20 protein-coding genes, 1 tRNA gene and 1 pseudogene are annotated in these 18,269 nt (G+C 59.0%); 13 read left to right on the top strand and 9 right to left on the bottom strand.

Annotated features, from left to right (window positions below; all coding sequences use genetic code 11):
• Positions 1-86: 86 nt before the first annotated feature.
• Together BRA49_RS11025 and BRA49_RS11020 are read right to left on the bottom strand one after the other, a co-directional pair.
• Positions 87-158: transfer RNA gene (locus BRA49_RS11025), tRNA-Arg, on the bottom strand.
• Positions 159-341: 183 nt separating this feature from the next.
• The gene (locus BRA49_RS11020) at positions 342-986 is read right to left on the bottom strand and encodes a hypothetical protein (protein WP_292386088.1); all 645 of its coding nucleotides are present in this window, start codon (positions 984-986) and stop codon (positions 342-344) included.
• 278 nt (positions 987-1,264) lie between these two features.
• On the opposite strand from BRA49_RS11020, the gene BRA49_RS11015 reads away from it, so the two are divergent.
• Both BRA49_RS11015 and BRA49_RS11010 read left to right on the top strand, forming a co-directional pair.
• Positions 1,265-2,788, top strand: coding sequence for a glycosyltransferase family 39 protein (locus tag BRA49_RS11015; RefSeq protein WP_292386086.1), 1,524 nt, complete (start codon positions 1,265-1,267; stop codon positions 2,786-2,788).
• A 31-nt stretch (positions 2,789-2,819) separates the two neighbouring features.
• The gene (locus BRA49_RS11010; RefSeq protein ID WP_292386084.1) at positions 2,820-3,935 is read left to right on the top strand and encodes a glycosyltransferase; all 1,116 of its coding nucleotides are present in this window, start codon (positions 2,820-2,822) and stop codon (positions 3,933-3,935) included.
• Here BRA49_RS11010 and BRA49_RS11005 read toward each other — a convergent pair.
• A pseudogene (locus tag BRA49_RS11005) lies at positions 3,914-4,681 on the bottom strand (UDP-N-acetyl glucosamine 2-epimerase). The gene BRA49_RS11010 and the pseudogene BRA49_RS11005 overlap by 22 nt on opposite strands.
• Before the next feature lie 141 nt (positions 4,682-4,822).
• Between BRA49_RS11005 and BRA49_RS11000 the strand changes: the two are divergent.
• Both BRA49_RS11000 and BRA49_RS10995 read left to right on the top strand, forming a co-directional pair.
• Entirely contained in the window at positions 4,823-5,557 is a 735-nt protein-coding gene (locus BRA49_RS11000) for a glycosyltransferase (RefSeq protein WP_292386082.1), read from the top strand.
• 13 nt (positions 5,558-5,570) lie between these two features.
• Positions 5,571-6,278: a class I SAM-dependent methyltransferase gene (locus BRA49_RS10995; RefSeq protein WP_292386081.1), complete on the top strand. Its 708-nt coding sequence runs from the start codon at positions 5,571-5,573 to the stop codon at positions 6,276-6,278.
• A 37-nt stretch (positions 6,279-6,315) separates the two neighbouring features.
• On the opposite strand, the gene BRA49_RS10990 is transcribed toward BRA49_RS10995, so the two are convergent.
• Positions 6,316-7,317 carry a lysylphosphatidylglycerol synthase transmembrane domain-containing protein gene (locus BRA49_RS10990; RefSeq protein WP_292386079.1) on the bottom strand — a complete coding sequence of 334 codons (1,002 nt, stop codon included), beginning with the start codon at positions 7,315-7,317 and terminating at the stop codon, positions 6,316-6,318.
• A gap of 360 nt (positions 7,318-7,677) precedes the next feature.
• Here BRA49_RS10990 and BRA49_RS10985 point away from each other — a divergent pair, with 360 nt between their 5' ends.
• Positions 7,678-9,024, top strand: coding sequence for a hypothetical protein (locus BRA49_RS10985; protein WP_292386076.1), 1,347 nt, complete (start codon positions 7,678-7,680; stop codon positions 9,022-9,024).
• Between the two features lie 55 nt (positions 9,025-9,079).
• Here BRA49_RS10985 and BRA49_RS10980 read toward each other — a convergent pair whose 3' ends face one another.
• The 4 genes from BRA49_RS10980 to BRA49_RS10965 all read right to left on the bottom strand — a co-directional run bounded on the left by BRA49_RS10980 (position 9,080) and on the right by BRA49_RS10965 (position 12,765).
• Positions 9,080-10,249, bottom strand: a complete 1,170-nt coding sequence (locus tag BRA49_RS10980) for a M20 family metallopeptidase (RefSeq protein WP_292386074.1) — start codon at positions 10,247-10,249, stop codon at positions 9,080-9,082.
• Between the two features lie 11 nt (positions 10,250-10,260).
• Positions 10,261-10,770 carry a hypothetical protein gene (locus BRA49_RS10975; RefSeq protein WP_292386073.1) on the bottom strand — a complete coding sequence of 170 codons (510 nt, stop codon included), beginning with the start codon at positions 10,768-10,770 and terminating at the stop codon, positions 10,261-10,263.
• 527 nt (positions 10,771-11,297) lie between these two features.
• On the bottom strand, positions 11,298-12,176 hold the full coding sequence (gene moaA, locus BRA49_RS10970) for a GTP 3',8-cyclase MoaA (RefSeq protein WP_292386072.1): 879 nt from the start codon (positions 12,174-12,176) through the stop codon (positions 11,298-11,300).
• A complete protein-coding gene (locus BRA49_RS10965; RefSeq protein WP_292386071.1) occupies positions 12,154-12,765 on the bottom strand; it encodes an RlmE family RNA methyltransferase in 612 nt (203 codons plus the stop codon). The genes moaA and BRA49_RS10965 overlap by 23 nt, the downstream gene beginning before the upstream one ends.
• A 209-nt stretch (positions 12,766-12,974) precedes the next feature.
• Between BRA49_RS10965 and BRA49_RS10960 the strand changes: the two genes are divergently transcribed.
• Together BRA49_RS10960 and priL are read left to right on the top strand one after the other, a co-directional pair.
• Positions 12,975-13,718, top strand: a complete 744-nt coding sequence (locus tag BRA49_RS10960) for a DNA polymerase sliding clamp (RefSeq protein ID WP_292386069.1) — start codon at positions 12,975-12,977, stop codon at positions 13,716-13,718.
• On the top strand, positions 13,718-14,722 hold the full coding sequence (priL, locus tag BRA49_RS10955; protein WP_292386067.1) for a DNA primase regulatory subunit PriL: 1,005 nt from the start codon (positions 13,718-13,720) through the stop codon (positions 14,720-14,722). Before BRA49_RS10960 ends, priL begins: the two co-directional genes overlap by 1 nt.
• Here priL and BRA49_RS10950 read toward each other — a convergent pair.
• The gene (locus tag BRA49_RS10950) at positions 14,719-14,901 is read right to left on the bottom strand and encodes a hypothetical protein (protein WP_292386065.1); all 183 of its coding nucleotides are present in this window, start codon (positions 14,899-14,901) and stop codon (positions 14,719-14,721) included. The genes priL and BRA49_RS10950 overlap by 4 nt on opposite strands.
• 89 nt (positions 14,902-14,990) lie before the next feature.
• Between BRA49_RS10950 and BRA49_RS10945 the strand changes: the two genes are divergently transcribed.
• From BRA49_RS10945 to BRA49_RS10920, 6 genes are all read left to right on the top strand, one after another.
• On the top strand, positions 14,991-15,584 hold the full coding sequence (locus BRA49_RS10945; RefSeq protein WP_292386063.1) for an HD domain-containing protein: 594 nt from the start codon (positions 14,991-14,993) through the stop codon (positions 15,582-15,584).
• A 41-nt stretch (positions 15,585-15,625) separates the two neighbouring features.
• Positions 15,626-16,177, top strand: a complete 552-nt coding sequence (locus tag BRA49_RS10940) for a thiamine-phosphate synthase family protein (RefSeq protein ID WP_292386061.1) — start codon at positions 15,626-15,628, stop codon at positions 16,175-16,177.
• A 12-nt stretch (positions 16,178-16,189) separates the two neighbouring features.
• Positions 16,190-16,378 (top strand): 30S ribosomal protein S17e, encoded by a 189-nt coding sequence (locus tag BRA49_RS10935; RefSeq protein WP_292386059.1) that lies wholly within the window; start codon positions 16,190-16,192, stop codon positions 16,376-16,378.
• 10 nt (positions 16,379-16,388) lie between these two features.
• A complete protein-coding gene (dapA, locus tag BRA49_RS10930; RefSeq protein ID WP_292386057.1) occupies positions 16,389-17,264 on the top strand; it encodes a 4-hydroxy-tetrahydrodipicolinate synthase in 876 nt (291 codons plus the stop codon).
• Positions 17,257-18,018: a 4-hydroxy-tetrahydrodipicolinate reductase gene (gene dapB, locus BRA49_RS10925; protein ID WP_292386055.1), complete on the top strand. Its 762-nt coding sequence runs from the start codon at positions 17,257-17,259 to the stop codon at positions 18,016-18,018. The genes dapA and dapB overlap by 8 nt, the downstream gene beginning before the upstream one ends.
• 63 nt (positions 18,019-18,081) lie before the next feature.
• Complete coding sequence (locus tag BRA49_RS10920) at positions 18,082-18,255, top strand: 4Fe-4S binding protein (RefSeq protein ID WP_292386052.1); 174 nt, start codon at positions 18,082-18,084, stop codon at positions 18,253-18,255.
• Positions 18,256-18,269: the final 14 nt, after the last annotated feature.

The raw sequence follows: 18,269 nt of genomic DNA, 5'->3' as shown, positions 1-18,269 counted from the left end.
GAGTAGTACCTTCCCGGCGGTCGGCGCCCGCAAAGCGCGACGGGCTCGCGTATCATAAAGCGGATGGGGGTGTAACCCCGAAAAGACGCCCCGGCCGGGATTTGAACCCGGGTCAAAAGCTCCGCAGGCTTCTAGGATATCCACTACCCTACCGGGACACGAGAATGAGTGTCTTTCCCCTAATTACTACGTTGTCCTCCTTAAAAAAGGATTGCTCACCGGAAGGGCGGAGCCCCCCCGGGAGATGGGATGGACCCGAAAGATGCCCGGATTTTGCCGGGACAAGGACCTATCTCCGGTGTATTCGGGCCTGTCCGGGGATGTGGCGGCACCGGTTGGGTTCACACACCCCCTGCGCGCATCAGCACGTGCGCCTTCACGTCGTTTCCGGAGAGCTCGATCAGGTAGTCCCCGAGCCCGCCCACGAAGACCCTCTTACGGGTATCCACACTGAAACGTTTCCCGAAACCGTTCTCGGCCACGATCTTGCCGGACTCACGATCCCTCACGGTCACCGTAAACCACGACGTTTCGCTCGGGTAGGTCTGTGTGACGATCACATCCTTTTTCTTGCCGTAATCAGTTGTCGTGTGCATCTTCCGCGTGATCATCTTGGGCTCGACCCGGAAGTCGATGATGAGCGGAGGCGCGGTCAGGTCGAAGGCGAAGGCCTCCGTGGTATGAGTGAGGTTGAACTGCGTCGTCCGGTTGTAGATGGTTACATAGGGGTCCGGCGTCGGCGTGACCACCGGCGGCCCGCTGAGCGTGGGACCGGCCAGACTCCTCGTTGCGGTAGGGTACGGGGTTGCCGGCGTCACGTACTCCGGGCCGGGATCCGAGCTTTCCGGCGTTTCCTGCGGTTTCGACGGTGAAAAGATGCCTGACCAGCCGGATTCGTCGCCGGGCGGCAACTCTGCGCACCCGGCGGATGCGAGGATCAGGACCATCACTGCAATTATAAAGAACGGTTTATACACCCTGGTCACCGTAGTGGGATTATGCAAAGGGGTATTTATGCTTTTACCCCCGGATTCTCAGAGAAATATTCTATACCCTGAATATATATGCGAACCGCGTTTATGGCCCGGATCCCCGGTGGATGCAAAAATTCTGTCTTCCGGGCACCCGGCGCAATCACCCGGAGGAAGAACAAGGCGGTCGTCTGCGGGGGCCGTTCGGCAAAAGGAATTGACACGTCTCCGGTGTCATTCCGACAGATCCAGTAACGTATATCAGCGCTTATGGTCAATGATTGATGATAACGATGGGTAAAAAGCAGGGAAGACAGGCAAAACGCGGGGCGCATACGCATGATGACGGCGGGGATCTCGACGCCGGGACCCCCGCACCGGCACGTTCGGAGACGCTCACCCTCGATACGCTTGTAACATCCGTTAAGACCAGCAGGTACCTGCAGGTCCTCATCGGGCTGACACTCGCCGGGTTTCTTCTCCGGTTCTACAACCTCGGCGGGAACTCGCTCTGGCTCGACGAGGCCTCGACCCTCACGTTTGCCCGGCAGTCGCTCATCGGCATATGGGAGAGCACCGCCGGCGGCGAGTTCAACCCACCGCTCTTCTACTGGCTGGAACACGGCATGCTCCTCTTCGGGGAGAGCGAGTTCGTGCTCCGCCTCCTCCCCGCGCTCCTTGGCGCCCTGACGATCCCCGTCGTCTACTTCATCGGCAAGGAGTTCCGGGACAGGAACGTCGGGCTCATCGCCGCCGCCCTCCTCGCCTTCTCGCCCTTCCACATCTTCTACTCGCAGGAGGCCCGGGCATACGCCCCGATGCTCTTCTTCTTCTCGCTCGCGCTGCTCTTCTACATGCGAGCAAGCCGGTCGAACGAGGTCCGCTCATGGGTCCTCTTCGGGGTCTTCTCCGCGGTCGCCTTCTGGATGCACTTCTACGCCATCGTGCCGGTCGCCGTCCTCATCCTCCACGCCCTCGTCACCCGCGCGGGCGAGATACGGCGTGACCTGCGGAGCGCGAAAAACCCGGCCCTCGGGCTCGTCACCTTCATCATTGTCGCCCTCCCCCTGCTCATCGTAACGGTCGGCCTCTTCTTTATCCGGACCTCGTCTGCTCCGAGCTTCGGCCTGCAGGGGATCAGTGTCGTGCACCAGACTCTCCAGCAGATCTCGGGGTTCAGCGACCTCGTCATGGTGCTCTTCCTCATCCTCTTCCTGCTCGGCGTCGCCGTCACCTGGCGCGAGGACCGGAACGGAGCGGTCCTCCTCGTATTCATGATGGTTCTCCCACTGGCGGCAAGCCTTATCCTCTCGTCGTCGATGCCGATGGTCCCGCGCTACCTCATCTATCTCCTCCCCGTCTATTTCGTCGGCATTGCGTCGGCGTATCCTGCATTATATGCCCTCGTCAGGGACAGGAGAACGGTCTACCTCGTCGTGATAGCGGCGGCGGTCATCAGCCTCCCGTTCCTTGCGACCTACTACACGACCCCCCAGAAGAACGATTGGCGTGGCTTCTCTGCGGAGCTGGCCGGTATGACGGGGGAGGGAGACCTCGTCGTCGTCCTGCCGCCCTATATGGCACAGCCCCTTGACTACTATTACAGCAACGCGACCGACCGGACCCTGGAACTCGGGGCGACGACAGGCGAGGAACTCCAGGCACTCCGTGACAGTTACCCCGGCCGGCGTGCGTTCTACGTCGTGACCGTTGACATCCTTGCCGTAGACCCCACCGGGGACGCGGTGAACTGGCTTGAAGAGAACGCAGGGCTTGAGAGGCAGCATACGGGGATCTACCTCTTTTCGTCGGCCTGATATGAATACACAATCCTGACATGAGAGCAGCATGACTGAACGTTACGACCTGACAGTGATCATACCGACATTCAACGAGGAAGAGAATATTGCCGCGATCATCGAGGCGGTGAACGGAGTCTTCTCGGAGAACGGCATCAACGGAGAAGTTCTCGTGGTGGACGACTCCTCAAAAGACCGCACAATCTCGACCGTGCAGGGGATCGCCGGCCGGCGCGAGAACGTGCGGCTGATCGTCCGGAAGGAAGACCACGGCCTCTCCCAGTCGGTCGTCGAGGGGTTCGGGGAGGCACGCTCGGAGATCCTGCAGGTCATTGACGCCGACTTCTCGCACCCGCCGGAGCTCATCCCCCGGTTCTATGAGGCGGTGCGGGACGGTGCGGATATCGCCATCGGAAGCAGGTACATGAAGGGCGGGGATATCGAGCAGTGGCCGCTCAAGCGGAGGGTCATATCGCTCGGTGCCACGGCGTTCGGGCGGATGCTCTTTCCTGAAGTCACCGATCCCGTGAGCGGGTTCTTTGCCGTGCGGCGCGAGGTCGTCGCCGGCGCACCGCTCGCGCCCCGGGGCTACAAGATCCTGATGGAGGTCCTCGGCAGGGGCCGGTGGCGCTCGTTCGTCGAGATCCCGTTCGTCTTCAAGGACCGCGAGGAGGGAGAGAGCAAACTCCGGGCCGACACGATAGTGGACTACCTCCGGCAGTGCGCCGGGATCATCCTTTTTGCCGCCACACGCCGGGCCGGACCGGTCTATAACGAGTGGACGAAGATCGTCCGGTTCGGGCTCGTCGGGCTCTCCGGCATCTTCGTCAACATGGGGCTCCTCTACGCCCTGACCGAGATTGCTGGCCTCTATTACCTCATCTCTGCCGCGATCGCGATCGAACTCTCGATCGTGAACAACTTCGTCTGGAACGACGTCTGGACATTCAAATCCGCAAGAGACCTCAGGTTCGGGCGGAGGGTCCAGCGGCTCGCATCGTTCCAGGCGGTCTCGGTGGGCGGGCTCGTCATCAATATGGCGGTCCTCTATGTCCTTGCGGATGTCGCCGGGGTCTACTACCTCGTCGCGAACCTGATCGGGATCTTCGTCGCGTTCGCCTGGAACTACGCGGTGAACCGGCACTATACGTGGAAAAACCTGTGAGGGAACCTCCCAGAACATCTTCTTTCCCGACGGACCACCCCGAGCCTGAACTGCTCGATCCTCTTCTTTGTTCTGGGATGGATCGGGTAGAGAACCGTGACGGCAAACTCATCTGCCACGAGTTCGATGCCTTTCAGGATACCCGAGAGGTTCTCCCGCCTGTCGACGTTCTCCTGCCGGTGTGCGGTAACCAGAACGTATTCACCTGCTTCAACGCCGAGTTGAGTGTAGCTCGATGTATCCCTCTCGGCAATCGAGAGGTTTTGGACGACAGCATCGACGACGGTGTTGCCGGTAACCAGTATCCCTGAATCGGACCGCCCTTCCTTTCTCAGGTTGGCGGCGGCAGTTTCCGTCGGTGCAAAGAGGAGTTCGCTCAGGTGGTCGGCGACGACCCGGTTGATCTCCTCGGGCATCGATCGATCGTAACTCCGGAGGCCGGCCTCGACATGACCCGGCAGGACATCGAGTTTCGAGGCTGCAAGAGCCCCGGCAACCACGGTGTTCGTATCGCCCTGCCCAGCACGACGTCGTGGGGTCCTCCATGAGTAGCTTATCGAGCCCGGTCAGCATGCGGGCACTTGGATCCCGTGCGTCCCGGAACCGACCTCAAGATTATACGTTGCATCGGGCAGTTCGAGGTCGCGGAAGAAGACCCTGTCCATCTCGTACGAGTAATGCTGACCGGTATGGATGATAGAGAAGCCGATGGACCGATCGGTACACGAACGGATCACCGGAGACATCTTGACGATCTCCGGACGTGTGCCGAGAACGACTGTAATCTTCGTGGTTGCCTGGTAGAATGAGGATGGATTAAAACAGATCGATGATATACTCGCCGATGCAAATATGATTACCACTGATTACTGAGAGTGAAGGTTGTAATGATCTCGATCATAATTCCCCTCTATAACGAAGAGGATAACATCGACAGCTATGAACTCGACCTTTTTCCGGTTGTCGATATGATTGCAAAGGAGTACAATACGACCTTCGACTTTATCTTTGTGAACGACGGAAGTAAAGACCGGACCCTTGAGAAGATCAGCGCGATTGCAGCGAGACGCAGAGATGTCCGGATACTCAATCATGAGAAAAACCGGGGGATGGGTGCCGCGCTCAAGACGGGATTCGCGCGGACCGATGCCGACCTCATCATCACCATGGACTCCGACCTCACTTTCAGGCCTGAAGACATTCCGGTGCTTCTGACGGCATACGCTCGCGACCGCCCCGAATGTGTCTCGGGCTCTCCCTACCTCGAGGCCGGGCTCATGGAAGAGGTTACTCCGATGCGCCTTTTCTTCAGCAAATCCGTCAATTTGATGTACCGGATCCTGCTGCGCCAGCCCATCACCTGCGTAAGCCCGATCTTCAGACTGTATAAGGCTGATACGCTGAAGAAACTGGACCTGGAGAGTGAGAACTTCGAGATCAACGCCGAGATCATCTCTAAGTATCTCATCTCCGGCTACAGGGTGGTCGAGGTCCCGGTCGAACTGCATAAGCGGCGGTACGGCGAGTCGAAGATCAACATCCGCAGGGAGATCTTCAACAACCTGAACATGATGAAGAAGATTGTCCGGACGAAATATTTCCACCAGCCGTGGCGCTCGTAAGAGGGATGGAGATATGCAGGAGCCGCACCACGACGCAGAACTCTGGGACAGAATCTGGGGTAAAGAACAGATCACGAGCGATTACAGCATCAGATACCTCGACTTCATGACAGAGATCGAGCGCGCGCTCCCGGCAGGTTCAACCGTCTGCGAGGCGGGCTGCGGTACAGGACAGACCCTCCGTATCTTCTCCCCGCGGCACAGGACGATCGGGCTCGATATCTCGGCAAACGCTCTCAGGATTGCAAAAAGGAGCTGCGACGCACCTCTTCAGGGCGACATCTTCCGGATACCTCTCCGCAACGGGAGCTGTGATCTCGTCTACAACTCGGGCGTGATCGAACACTTTCCACACCCTGCAAACGTTGCAGCGGTCGCCGAGATGGCGAGAGTTACCCGGAGGGGCGGAGAGGTGATCGTGATCGTCCCGAACACCTTCTGCCTCTGGTATAAAATCGGGAAAGAGGTTGCTTACCGGATGAAACGGTTCGAGTTCGGGTACGAGGAGGACTACTCCCCGATACGGCTGAGGGCCACGCTTGAGGATGCTGGCATCGAGGTCGGGCAGTGCTTCGGGCTCCAGGCAACACCGGTTCTCGCGACGAACGACAGAGAGATCCTTCCGTTCCCTGCTCGACGGAAACTCGCAAGACTCGAGAAATACTTCCCGCTCAGGGAGTACTACAGTTACGCCGTGGGCATTGTCGGCCGCAAAGAGTGATGGGGGCGCTGGACCCCGACGCACCGTGATGAAGAGATCAGGCCTCGCTCTGCTGCGCAGGCACTCCGGTGTCACTGAGCCCGGTGAGCGGAACGGGATACAGGAGCCAGAAGAGCAGTCCCACGAGCGCGACAAACCAGTAACTAAAGACCAGATAGAGGATCGAGAAGGCAATAGCCGTCTCGGGAGCGATCCCGACGATGCCAAAGAGGTAGAGCAGCGTGGCGTCCCGGGTTCCGACACCCGATATGCTGATCGGAAGGAGATCCAGCATGCTGATGATCGGGATCACGAGGAACATGTAGTAGCCCACGTCGATGCCGATGGACCTCCCGAGAAGAGAGGCATATATCACCGCCAGTATCCATGACGCAATCCCGACCCCGGTGCATTCCAGCAGCTGCCGGCGCGAAGCAAGAAACGTATCGAGCCCGGTATAGAAGTCATTGAAATACCCTGATAACTGGTCGCGGTATCGGGGCGGGACAAGGGCGGCAAAGAACGGCCGGAGGATCTTCTCCATGTATGTCTTGCGAGAGACCGCATAGATGCCAAAGGCGATAGCGCACACGAGGATGAGCAGCAGCCCGCCCGAGAGGATCTCCACGCCGACGATGACCGAGAAGGCGATCAGGGCGACTATTCCGAACGCAAATAAAAGAGCCAGATCGATTATCCGATCGATTGCAACGGTCGAAAGTGCCATCCCGGTCGTACATGAATCGTTCTTGACATACAGGCACCGGACGGCATCGCCCACCTTCCCCGGCGTCAGGGTGGAGAGGGAAAAACCGATCAAAAACCCGATGACACTCTGCCACAGGGAGAAACCAGGGCGGATCGAGTCCACGATGATGTTCCACTTTTTTGCTTTGATGACGACGATCAGTCCGTTGACCAGGAGAGCTGCGATCAGGTAGTGTATATTCACAGAGAGCAGGGCGGCGAGGATCGCAGGAGTATCGAGGTTTATGAGGATCACCAGAAAAACGGCAATACCGATGGCACTTATAAGTCGTATGGGTCGTCTTGAAGACATTTGAGGGAAGTGTTTTTTTGATAATGATTAAAGACTGTCGATCCATCGTAATTGCGTTCCAGAACGTGATGAATCCAGGCTTCGAAAAACAAATACAGGGGCGCTGGAGTGCCGCCCGACGAACACCGCGCTCATGCGGGAGTGACCCGGCGGCAAGAGATCGAAACACCTCAACCAGTTCCACGACGACCGGGGCAACTGCCGGAGATAGGCCGGATTAAAGGGTGCAACGCATTCCCGAGACTGGAAAAACCAAGGGTTCCCTCTGGTAAGGATTCCCTCGGGTTTATCGGGAGATTGTCTATTTCCGGCCTGTTGCGAAGAGACACCCTCATATACTGTATGAACAAACATTGACATATGAGGAAAGGGAAGAGAAGTTCTGCTTCATCGTGCTCCGTCTGCGGACTGACAATACCGAACATCGATCGCCAGACCCTGGCCCGCAATCTCTCCCTCCTCGGAATTACCTCGATCGTCACAAAGTTGATGGTGCTCTTCCTTACGGTCTCGCTCTTTAACTCGTTCGTCGATCTCTTTGACATCTCGGTATATTTCGGGTACGCGGCGAACGTGCTGAACGGGCAGATTCCCTACGTCGACTTTTCCGTCGAGTACCCGTTCTTGTTCATGATCCCGGTTCTGATACCGCTTATTCCCACTGTGATCGCGAACGATCCTAACGCATACGTCACCGGATTTCAGGTGCTTATGGCCTTCTTCGATATCCTCACGCTGTTCCTCGTGTACCTCATCGGGTTGCGCCTGTTCGACGATAAACAGGCTTTCAGGGCAGCGTTCCTGTATGCCACGGCGTTTGCAGCGTCATATTTCATCCTGACGAAGTACGACTCGTTCCCCACGTTCCTCTTTGTTCTCGGCGTATTCGCCGCGATCTACGGCATGCCGGTCAGGGGTTACCTTGCAGTCATCCTGGGCTTCTTCACGAAAGTCTTCCCCATCATCGCCGCTCCTTTCCTCATCCCGTTCAATGCGTCTAAAACATCGCGAAAAACAGAGATCGTCTCGTTCTTGAAAGTAGCCGCCGGGTGCAGCGTGATCCTCCTGGTCCCGATGATCTTTCTGGTGCAGGACTGGTACAGACCGTTTCTTTTTGCCACCGGCACAGGCGTCGGGGTCTATGCCAATACCGTGACGTACACACTGTACAGCATCCTCAATGGGCTGCTCCACATACCAATTACCGAGGATATCATCTCCCTTGCCATGTATCCCCTCATGATCGGTATCGTCGGCTCACTGGTCCTTGTCTCCTGGGTCAGAGGCGTCGAGAGCCCACGCAGGCTTCTTGTTCTCATTGCCGTCACCCTGTTCTCGGTCATCTTCTGCACCAAGTTCCACAGCCCACAGTATCTGGTCTGGCTCACCCCGTTTTACGCCCTGCTGCTGGTCGGCTCGCTCAGGAACATGATCGTATTCTATCTCCTTCAGGTTGTGGTCTACATCGAGTTTCCTCTCTCCTGGGGAATTCTTTACGTAAACAGGGGATATATCAATGAGATCGGGACTGCCGGCTGGTACGGCACCCTCGCGTTCTTCATTGTCCATGCCGCCGTTTATCTGGCGTCGATCGTCCTCATCGTGAAGTCGGACGCCACCCTTTGCAGTGATATCAGATCGGTAGTCGGTCAGGTTATATCAGCAGTCCGGCAGGATGGCCAGTCGGTCGTCAATTACAAAGAATAGAGAGCATAGGTGCACAGGGGCCGGCAGGGCAGCCTGTACTGGAACAACCTGTTTTTCACCCGGAGTACGCCCGGATGACCCCCCGGTACACGTCCACCGCTCTCTTGAGCTGCTCTATCGAGACCCGCTCATCCACCGCGTGCAGCGTCGGAATCTCTCCCGGCCCGTACTCCACGACATCGAACCCCTTATCGCGGAGGTACTTCGCGTCGCTTGCGGCCCACTGGAGGAACGGGACCGCCGGGGCACCGTAGACCCGCTCCACCTCGGCGCAGAGCGTCCGGACGATCCGGGCGTCCGGGGGTGTCAGGCTCGGTTCGGCGACGTCTGTCTCCTGTATCACGGCATCCGGGGCATGTTCGGCGATGCCTCTGCGGAGGGCATCAAGGGAGCAGCCCCACGGCACCCGGACGTCGAGTTCCATCCGGCACTGCTCCGCCACGATGTTCGCCTTCTCGCCACCCTCGATCCTTCCTGGATTGAACATCACCCGCGTGAGGATGTTGTCCCCGCCTTCGATCCCGAATGTCTCGGAAAAGAGCCGGGCGGACTGCGCGACAAGCGGTTGCAGGTCTTCGCCGGGCGGGAACGGGTGCGCGTGGACCTCCCGCAGGTAACCGATGAGGTCGAAGGCCGCCATGACGGCGCTCTTCCCGACAAGAGGGTAGAGGGAGCTGTGGCCGGGCCTGCCGCGGAAGGAGAGGTTGACCCGGTAGAGGCCTTTCTGGCCGACTGCCGGGCTCATCGCCGGCGTCGGCTCGGCTATCAGGCAATCGCAGGGTTTGAGGAGATCCTGCGCAAGAAGCGACCGGATACCATGCTCCCCGCCGGTCTCCTCGTCGCAGACAAAGGCGAACTGCGCCTTCGGCTCCACGCCGCTCTCGACGAGATCCCGGTAGGCGGCAAGAAGGGCGGCGCAACCCCCTTTCATGTCGGTGGCGCCCCTCCCCCAGACGTAGCCGCCGGCAATCTCCCCGCTATGGGGGTCGTGCGTCCAGTCGTCGGGAATGGAGGGGACAACGTCGATGTGGCCGCAGAGGAGGAGCCGGGGGTCCGGTCCGGTCGTGATGAGGTTCTCCCGGCCGCCGGGATGCGCAACGACGCGGCTCTTGACCCCGATTGAGTTGAGGAACTCCGTTATGAACGCGACGACGTCAGCGGTATTCCCCGGCGGGTTCTCGCTCCGGATCCGGATGAGTGATGAAGTCAGTCGGGCAACATCCATGCGTGATCTCCTTATGCAGCCTTCTTCGCCGCATACTCGTCGAAGAGGCGGGCAAGCGATGAGGTCTTGTAAAGCTGTTTGATGAACTTCGGGTCGAAGAACTCATCGATGAACATCGAAAAGTATTCGGCCGGCATCGCCTGCGTGTCGTCGGGGTTGAGCACGATCCGGAAGGCCCGGTACTGGGCGGGATCGTCGCGGTCGTAGACCCCGGACCAGAGCATCGGGAGTTCGCCGAACTTCTCCGGGTGCTCCTCTTTGAGCCAGTTGACGAAGTCGGGGAAGTATACCCGCTCCCCGATCTTCTCCTGGTCCACGCGCCACCGCATGTACTCCATGCTCATGATATTCCGGGGCGACATGATATTGTAGGTCAGGATGCCGAGGGTAAAATCGATGTGGGCGATGGCATCGGTGAAGTAGAAGTACAGGACCGGATGGAAATCGTTCGGGCTCTCCAGGATCAGCGATTTGCCATACAGTTTCTGCATGACGCGGCCATATTCGTTCATTTCCAGCATACTCTCCTATTGGGGAGAGTGGTACAAAAAATGTTCCTTCAGTGCAGGATGCGACGGGCGGAACGTCCGGAGCACGAGAAAATTGCGGAGCAATTTTCGAGTTGCGATGGGCGGAACGGCAAGAGTTCGAACACCGCCAGGTGTAAGTTGCGACGGGCGGAACGTCCGGAGCACGAGAAAATTGCGGAGCAATTTTCGAGTTGCGACGGGCGGAACGGCAGGAGTTCGAACACCGTCAGGTGTAAGTTGCGACGGGCGGAACGTCCGGAGCACGAGAAAATTGCGGAGCAATTTTCGAGTTGCGATGGGCGGAACGGCAGGAGTTCGAACACCGCCAGGTGTAAGCGGCGATTGGCCGGAACAGCACGAGCACCGCAGGTGCGAAAAGATGGGTGCCTTCCCGGGGTGATGGCCGGTGGCAGGAGGAGAGGAGGGTGGGCCGGGGATTGTGGGCCACGGCCGAACATCGTCCTCGAAAACGCTCCGCGTTTTCTCAAACTCCGATTGGCCTGCAAGGCCAATCGTCGTTACGTAAAGAACGGCTTGCGCCTGCTGACTGCCTCGCGAAACGCGTCTTCGAGTTCCTTGCCATGCTTGCCCCTGATATCGACCAGGTTATCGCTCCGCAGAAGACAGGGTTTGAGTTTTCCATCCGAGGTCACGCGCAGGCGGTTGCAGAACCCGCAGAACTCCGTGTTGTGGAGAGGCCGGACCACCTCGACCTCGGCGCCGTCGAGGCAGTACTTCTTCCGGTGGTGCATCCTCCGTGTGACGACCCGGGTTGCCCGCTCGTTCAAGTCCTGTTCGACGCTGTCCACGTCCCCGTGGAACTTGCACTCGTTGAACTCCATCAGCTCGATGACCTGCAGGATGAGATCGGGTTTGTCCCGGACGAACGCCATGAAGTCGTCCAGTTCATCCTCATTGATGCCCTCGAGAAGCACCATGTTCAACTTGACCGGGGTCAGGCCGACCTCGATCGCCGCATCGATCCCCACAAGGACATCCGCGAGGCAGTCCTTTCCCGTGATTTGCCGGTAGCGCTCGGGACGGAGGGTATCGAGGCTGACGTTCACCCGGGCAAGCCCGGCCTCTTTGAGTTCTGCCGCCTTTGCGGCGAGGAGCGTCCCGTTCGTCGTCAGGGAGGACTCGACGCCCTGCGGCACGGAACGGATGATATCGACGAGGTCGCGGCGGAGGAGGGGCTCCCCGCCGGTGAACTTTATGCTCTTGATACCGAACTGCACGCCCACCCGCATCAGTTCGGCGATATCTTCGGCGCTCATCTGCTCCTCCGGTCCCACTTCGCCCTCGGCGTGGCAGTAGATGCACCGCAGGTTGCACCGGGGTGTCAGGCTGATCCTGAGGTTGGTCACGGTTCGGTTATAGGGGTCCTTCAGCACCATCGCATGTTCCTTTGAATTTCTTTGCAATAATGTAGGTCTCGGCACTCCCTTTCCGTGACGCCTTCGTCCTGTACCCCCGAACGGAATAGAAGTGTTTTCTTGTTTCAGCGAGCAGTTCCCCGAAGAGTTCACCCTGGAACGACTTGATCACCATGTTGCCGCCGGGCTTTAAGATCGTGCACGCAAACGCCAGGGCATCCTCCCCAAGCCCTATCGCACGGGCCTGATCGTAACTCTTCTGGCCCGAGAGTTTCGGTGAGGCGTCGGAGACCACGACGTTGACGATCCCGCCGGCCTCCTCACGGATGCGTTCCTGCACCCCGGGATCGGTGAAATCCCCGACGATGGTGGTGACGCCTTCCATGGGCGCAATCGGATTGAGATCCACGCCGATGACCTTCCCTCCGGTCAGATCGCGGAGCACCTGCAGCCAGCTGCCCGGCGCCGCCCCGAGGTCGACGACATTGTCGCTCGGCCTGATGATCTCGTTCTTCTGCTGGATCTCCAGCAGTTTATAGGCGGCCCGTGCCCGGTATCCGGCCTTCATCGCCTTTCTATAGACGCTGTCTTTTGTCCATTGAGAACCCATTGCGAGAATACCCTCCGCTTGAGGCCGACAGACGGTTACTTATGTCATCAGCATGATCAGGAGATTATGTACGGTATTTGGTGCAGTTAACTATGAATGTATAGGGTTGCACCCGGTGCCGGCATACAGGGCAGTTAGGGTATATCGTAAAGCACTATAATGAATAGCGCGATTATATACTTTCAACGAGAGTTTACTAAGGGGTCACAATGTTAAAGGCAACGATTGATGCAGATATATTTCGGGAATCCATCGACGCGATCGCCGCACTGGTGACGGAGTGCCGCCTGCATACGGCCGAGGATGGGATCCGGACGCGAGCCGTCGATACCGCAAACGTGGCCATGGTCTCCCTGGAACTCCAGAGCACGGCGTTCAACTCCTTTTCGGCGACTGCTGGAGAACTGGGCCTGGATATCGCCAAGATGAAGAACATCCTCGGGATGATGGGGAAAGGCGACGCGCTGACCTTGAGCCTGCTCGATGAAGAGCGGAAACTGGAACTGAGCTTCGGCGGCTACCGCTACTCGGTCACGCTCCTCGACGTCAATACCATACGGAAAGATCCGAACCCGCCGGGGATCGACCTCCCGGGGAAGGCGGTCATATCAGGAGATGCGCTGAACAGCGCCATCAAAGCGGCTGCCGTCATCTCCGATAAGATTGCTCTCGGGATCGACCCCGAAACCATGACCTTCTACATGGAGGCAGAGGGAGATACCGACCAGATCAAACTCGCGCTCGGTGAGGACCAGCTCGTCGCCTTGAACCCGGTGCAGGCCCGCTCCCTCTTCTCGATCGACTACTTAAAGGATATGGGCCGGGTCATGGCACGCGCGGACGAGGTGGAAGTCTACCTCGGCATCGATCACCCGGTACGGTTTGTCTTTGACATTGCGGACGGGAACGGCCGTGTGGATTACCTCCTTGCCCCTCGGATCGAGGCTGATTGATGGATGTTGTACTCGACCGCAAAGAACTCACTAAATACCCCTTTTTAAAAGAGTCCCAGCAACTGGCTCGCCGGCACGTGGAGTCGCTCGAAGAGTTTCTCGCAAGCAGCCCGGGCGCCGTGGCGCTCGAGCGGGCAAAGGAGCGGGTCATCGAGGCCCTCTCCGCGAAGAGAGAGTTTTCCGACGAAAGACCGCAGAATATCAAACCCGAACTTGAGATTGCAAGTTATGCCCTTGCGCGGATGCTGGTCTCCTGCCTCGGCGACCGGTCCCTCATCGACCGCCTTGCACGCTACGAGGCCGAACGCGCATCCTTCTTCCTCGCGACCGAGGACCCGGAGATACGGCGGTTCGTTGCCTGGAGTATCGGCATCAGTACCGGGACAACGACCCTCCGGGTCGCCGATTACGTTGAACTGGTGCCGCACCTGCGCGACAAGCGCTGGCGGCTCGTGAACAGGGATGTGCAACAGGGGGCAGTGAGCCTTGAAGCCGGCGAGATCGACGAACTCATCCGGGAGCGGATCCGGGTCATCCTCGTCGATCAACTTCCGCTCCGGGTCCCGCCCGGGATCTGCGAACGTCTTGGACCGGTCACGAGCGAGATCGCCGCGCTGCGCCAGCAGCAGAGCCTCGAAGAGTTCGGCGAGATCAAGGAGATGGCCTTCCCGCCTTGCATCAACGCGCTCATCCAGGCGATCACCTCAGGAGCGAACCTGACGCATATGGGTCGGTTTGCTATCACGTCGTTTCTCCATACGGTCGGGATGAACACCACCGGCATTGCGGAGATCTTCGCGCGGGCGCCCGATTTCGACCTCGATATGACGATGTACCAGGTGGAGCACATCTCCGGCCGGGGCGGCACCGAATATACCCCTCCGTCGTGCGCCACCATGCGCACCTTCGGGCTCTGCGCGAACCGGGATAAGGACTGCGAGCGGGTCAACCACCCCCTGAGTTACTACCGGTTCAAGAAGAACGTCAAAAAAAGACGGAGTTAAGCAACCATTTTATCGATCGTATAGCCCGCCATACTGAGCGCGGCGATGAAGATAACCAGCGCGAGGACGTATGCCGCTCCCTCTATCCCTGCCATAAGTCCGGGCAGCATCACCAGAAGCGCGATAAACAGTGCGAGAGACCCTAATCCGGCCAGCACCTCAAGAACCCGTAGATTCATGTACAGGAGTGGGATACGTGCAGGTATATCTCTATCCCCGATGGGGGGGACCTGCATGTTTATGATGCGCGCCCGACAACCCGCTTTGCATGGAGAGAGATGAGGCACTGACTCTGGTCCGGCGTTACGTGGCGTCGCCGTCTCATATCACCCAAGTCGCACCTGCGGTGCAACCGCTACGGCCCTTCGGCCCGACGCGTAGTTTTGCAACGGCGGCCATCATGAAGAGGGTTGCTGAGCATCTCGATGAGGATGCCGGGACGTGGGAGGTCATCGGCCTTCTGCACGACATCGACTACGACCTTGTCGAAGGTGATATGGAGCGGCACGGCATCGAGGGCTACCGGATCCTCATCGAGAACGGCGTCCCGGAGGAGATCGCGGGTATCGTCCGGCGCCACAACCACCTGCTTACCTCCGGCTACGGACGCCCCGTCGAGATCGCGCTCCAGGCAGCCGACAGCGCATCGGGCCTGCTCATCGCCTGTGCCCTCGTCAAGGGCGGGGCGATCGACGCGGTCACGCCCCGGACGATGAAGAAGAAGTTCAAAGAGAAGTCGTTCGCCGCCGGGTGCGAGCGCCATAGGATCCGGCTGATCGAGTCCCTCATGGATATGGATACGTTCTACCGTCTCCCGATAGACGGGCTTATGGAAGTTCGCGGCGATATCGGCTTCGCCTGAACGCAAACTATATCTAACGCCCGGGATGAGGATAGAGAGCAATGGCATCCGAAGACCGCACGAGGGTGATCGCCCGCATGGAGCAGGCCGTGACGCTGCTCACCGAGAGGATGGACGCCCGGCTTATCCCGGAGGTCGGGATGCAGATCGCCTACGCCCTGCCCGACGCGCGAAGCAAAGATGACGTGGCGGGGGTCCTCGGCCGGATCGTCAGGCTCGGCGACCGTGTCCACCCCGTCGGGAAGATCGCGTTCGGGGCAAGCGACCACGTGGCCAGGATCGTCATCACGGCCATGCGTTTTAACCCGGGGGTCCGGAGCGCGGCAAACATCCGCTTCTCCGAAGCGATCCTTCCGGAGCTGGAGAACCTCCTCTTCGAGGTCTGCTCCTTTGACCGGGCAAAAGAACCGCCGGGCGTGCAGACAATGGACTGGGGTGTCGCCTTCTGCTGCAGGGAGGGCGTGCCCGACGTCGTCTACGACCGGGGCGCCGTAGGAAAAGAACCGATGATCCGGGTCTTCGGGGAGGATCCGGTCCGGGTCGCACACAATATTCTTAAACTGTCGAATCGCATAACCTATGCACAATTATAAGGGAAGGTCCACATGGGAATAAAACCATCATATATCAAGAACCTGGGCGAAGAACTCCTCGTCAAGCATCGCGACAGATTCAGTGGAGACTTTGATGAGAACAAGCATGCCGTCGCTGAAGTTGCCGTGATCGACAGCAAGGGTGTCCGGAACAGGGTTGCCGGGTACATCTCAAGAAAGATAAATACAAGGAAGCGTTAACCCTCACTGTATGTTTGAGGGAATCCTTCCGGCAATCATTACCCCTTTTCACCGGGACTCCGGGTTGAGTCTCGATATTGAAGGATTACGGTCCAACATCGAGTCACTGTTGCAACGTGGAGTCCACGGCATCGTCCCCTGCGGGTCGACCGGGGAGTCCGCGACGCTCACGTTCGAGGAGCACGAGCAGGTGATCGGCGAGACCGTCGAGGTCGTCAACGGGCGGGTGCCGGTTCTCGCAGGGACCGGATCGAACAACACCGCAGAGGCGGTTCGCCTGACCCGGTCGGCACAGGATGCGGGTGCGGACGGCGCGCTCATCATCAGTCCGTACTACAACAAGCCGAACCGTTCCGGGCTCATCAAGCACTTCACGAAGCTCGCCGATCTCGACCTTCCCGTCATCCTTTACAACGTCCCCGGCCGGACGGGGCAGAATCTTCAGCCCGATCTGGTGATCGAACTGGCGCGGCACCCGAACATCGTCGGGATCAAGGAGGCGAGCGGCGATATCACCCAGATCTCCCGCATCATCGAAGGGACGCAAGACGAGGACTTCATTCTCCTCTCGGGGGACGACGCGATGACCCTTCCCGTCCTCGCCGTAGGGGGCGCGGGCGTGATATCGGTTGCCGCAAACGTCGATCCCGGCCGGATGGTGCAGATGTACGAGGCCTTCCGCGCGGGCAACCTTGCCCGCGCACAGGATCTGCACCATGAACTTGCCCCGCTCATGCGGGCGATGTTCATCGACACGAACCCCATCCCCGTGAAGAAGGCGGTGGAACTCCTCGGGATGGCCGCGGGATCGGTCCGGCTGCCGCTCGACGAGCTCGATAGTGCGAAGACGGAACAACTGAGAGGGGTGCTCGCGAGCTATGACTAGGATAGCTGTAGCCGGGGCCCTGGGGCGTATGGGCACCACCATCGGCCGGATCGTGAACGAAGCTCCTGACCTGGAACTTGTTGGAGGGGTCGATCTGGCGGAGGGGACGCTCTTTGGGGAGGAAGTGGTTCCCGCGGCCCGGATAGATGCGTTCCTCAAGGAAAAACGGCCCGATATCCTGATTGACTTCACCGTTGCAGCCGCTGCGGTCGAGAATATCAAGGCGGCAGCCGGAAACAACGTGGCGCTCGTCGTCGGGACGACCGGGTTCTCCCCCGAACAGAGGGAAGTGATCAGGGGTGCCGTCGAGGGGAACGTACCTGCGGTGATATCGAGCAACTTCTCGGTCGGCGTCAACATCTTCTGGAAGCTCGTGCGGGAGGCCGCTCGCCAGCTCGGCGACTACGATATCGAGGTCACGGAAGCCCATCATCGCTACAAGAAGGACGCGCCGAGCGGCACGGCAAAGACCATCCTCGAGATTCTGGACCAGGAACTCGGGAACCGCGAGAAGGTCTACGGTCGCGTCGGGTTGGCCGAACGGAAGGAAGGCGAGATCGGTGTCCACGCCATCCGTGGCGGCGACATCGTCGGCGATCATTCTGTTCTCTTTGCAGGGAACTTTGAGTGCATCGAGATCTCTCATAGGGCCTACGACCGGGCAGTCTTCGCGCAGGGCGCGGTCCGGGCCGCCCGCTGGGTCGTCGGGAAAGAGCCGCGCATCTACTCGATGCAGGAAGTCCTCGGGCTGTGAGAAGGGAGAACGAAATATATTTTTTACTACACGCATAACCTATGTACATTCGGAGGAACAAAGTTGCCAGCAGTTGTTGATATCGAGAAGTGTACCGCCTGTGAGACCTGCGTAGACGTCTGCCCGGCGTCCGCCATTCAGATGGAAGACGGCAAAGCGAAGGTCGACGTCGATCTCTGTGTCGATTGTGAGACCTGCGTCGACGAGTGCCCTTCTGAGGCAATCTCGATGGAATAAAGAAACATACTCTT

The sequence above is a fragment of the Methanoculleus sp. UBA430 genome, assembly GCF_002506585.1.
Taxonomy (GTDB): domain Archaea; phylum Halobacteriota; class Methanomicrobia; order Methanomicrobiales; family Methanoculleaceae; genus Methanoculleus.
This window is presented reverse-complemented; position numbering and strand designations above follow the sequence as displayed.

What these genes read in the sequence shown, in the direction of transcription:
- BRA49_RS10945 (WP_292386063.1), top strand. Translation starts at nt 14,991, where the DNA reads ATGGAGAGAGATGAGGCACTGACTCTGGTCCGGCGTTACGTGGCGTCG.
- BRA49_RS10950 (WP_292386065.1), bottom strand. Translation starts at nt 14,901, where the DNA reads ATGAATCTACGGGTTCTTGAGGTGCTGGCCGGATTAGGGTCTCTCGCA.
- BRA49_RS11010 (WP_292386084.1), top strand. Translation starts at nt 2,820, where the DNA reads ATGACTGAACGTTACGACCTGACAGTGATCATACCGACATTCAACGAG.
- BRA49_RS10965 (WP_292386071.1), bottom strand. Translation starts at nt 12,765, where the DNA reads ATGGGTTCTCAATGGACAAAAGACAGCGTCTATAGAAAGGCGATGAAG.
- dapA (WP_292386057.1), top strand. Translation starts at nt 16,389, where the DNA reads ATGTTTGAGGGAATCCTTCCGGCAATCATTACCCCTTTTCACCGGGAC.
- BRA49_RS10980 (WP_292386074.1), bottom strand. Translation starts at nt 10,249, where the DNA reads ATGGATGTTGCCCGACTGACTTCATCACTCATCCGGATCCGGAGCGAG.
- BRA49_RS10975 (WP_292386073.1), bottom strand. Translation starts at nt 10,770, where the DNA reads ATGCTGGAAATGAACGAATATGGCCGCGTCATGCAGAAACTGTATGGC.
- BRA49_RS11000 (WP_292386082.1), top strand. Translation starts at nt 4,823, where the DNA reads ATGATCTCGATCATAATTCCCCTCTATAACGAAGAGGATAACATCGAC.
- moaA (WP_292386072.1), bottom strand. Translation starts at nt 12,176, where the DNA reads ATGGTGCTGAAGGACCCCTATAACCGAACCGTGACCAACCTCAGGATC.
- dapB (WP_292386055.1), top strand. Translation starts at nt 17,257, where the DNA reads ATGACTAGGATAGCTGTAGCCGGGGCCCTGGGGCGTATGGGCACCACC.
- priL (WP_292386067.1), top strand. Translation starts at nt 13,718, where the DNA reads ATGGATGTTGTACTCGACCGCAAAGAACTCACTAAATACCCCTTTTTA.
- BRA49_RS10960 (WP_292386069.1), top strand. Translation starts at nt 12,975, where the DNA reads ATGTTAAAGGCAACGATTGATGCAGATATATTTCGGGAATCCATCGAC.
- BRA49_RS10940 (WP_292386061.1), top strand. Translation starts at nt 15,626, where the DNA reads ATGGCATCCGAAGACCGCACGAGGGTGATCGCCCGCATGGAGCAGGCC.
- BRA49_RS10990 (WP_292386079.1), bottom strand. Translation starts at nt 7,317, where the DNA reads ATGTCTTCAAGACGACCCATACGACTTATAAGTGCCATCGGTATTGCC.
- BRA49_RS10995 (WP_292386081.1), top strand. Translation starts at nt 5,571, where the DNA reads ATGCAGGAGCCGCACCACGACGCAGAACTCTGGGACAGAATCTGGGGT.
- BRA49_RS10985 (WP_292386076.1), top strand. Translation starts at nt 7,678, where the DNA reads ATGAGGAAAGGGAAGAGAAGTTCTGCTTCATCGTGCTCCGTCTGCGGA.
- BRA49_RS11015 (WP_292386086.1), top strand. Translation starts at nt 1,265, where the DNA reads ATGGGTAAAAAGCAGGGAAGACAGGCAAAACGCGGGGCGCATACGCAT.
- BRA49_RS10935 (WP_292386059.1), top strand. Translation starts at nt 16,190, where the DNA reads ATGGGAATAAAACCATCATATATCAAGAACCTGGGCGAAGAACTCCTC.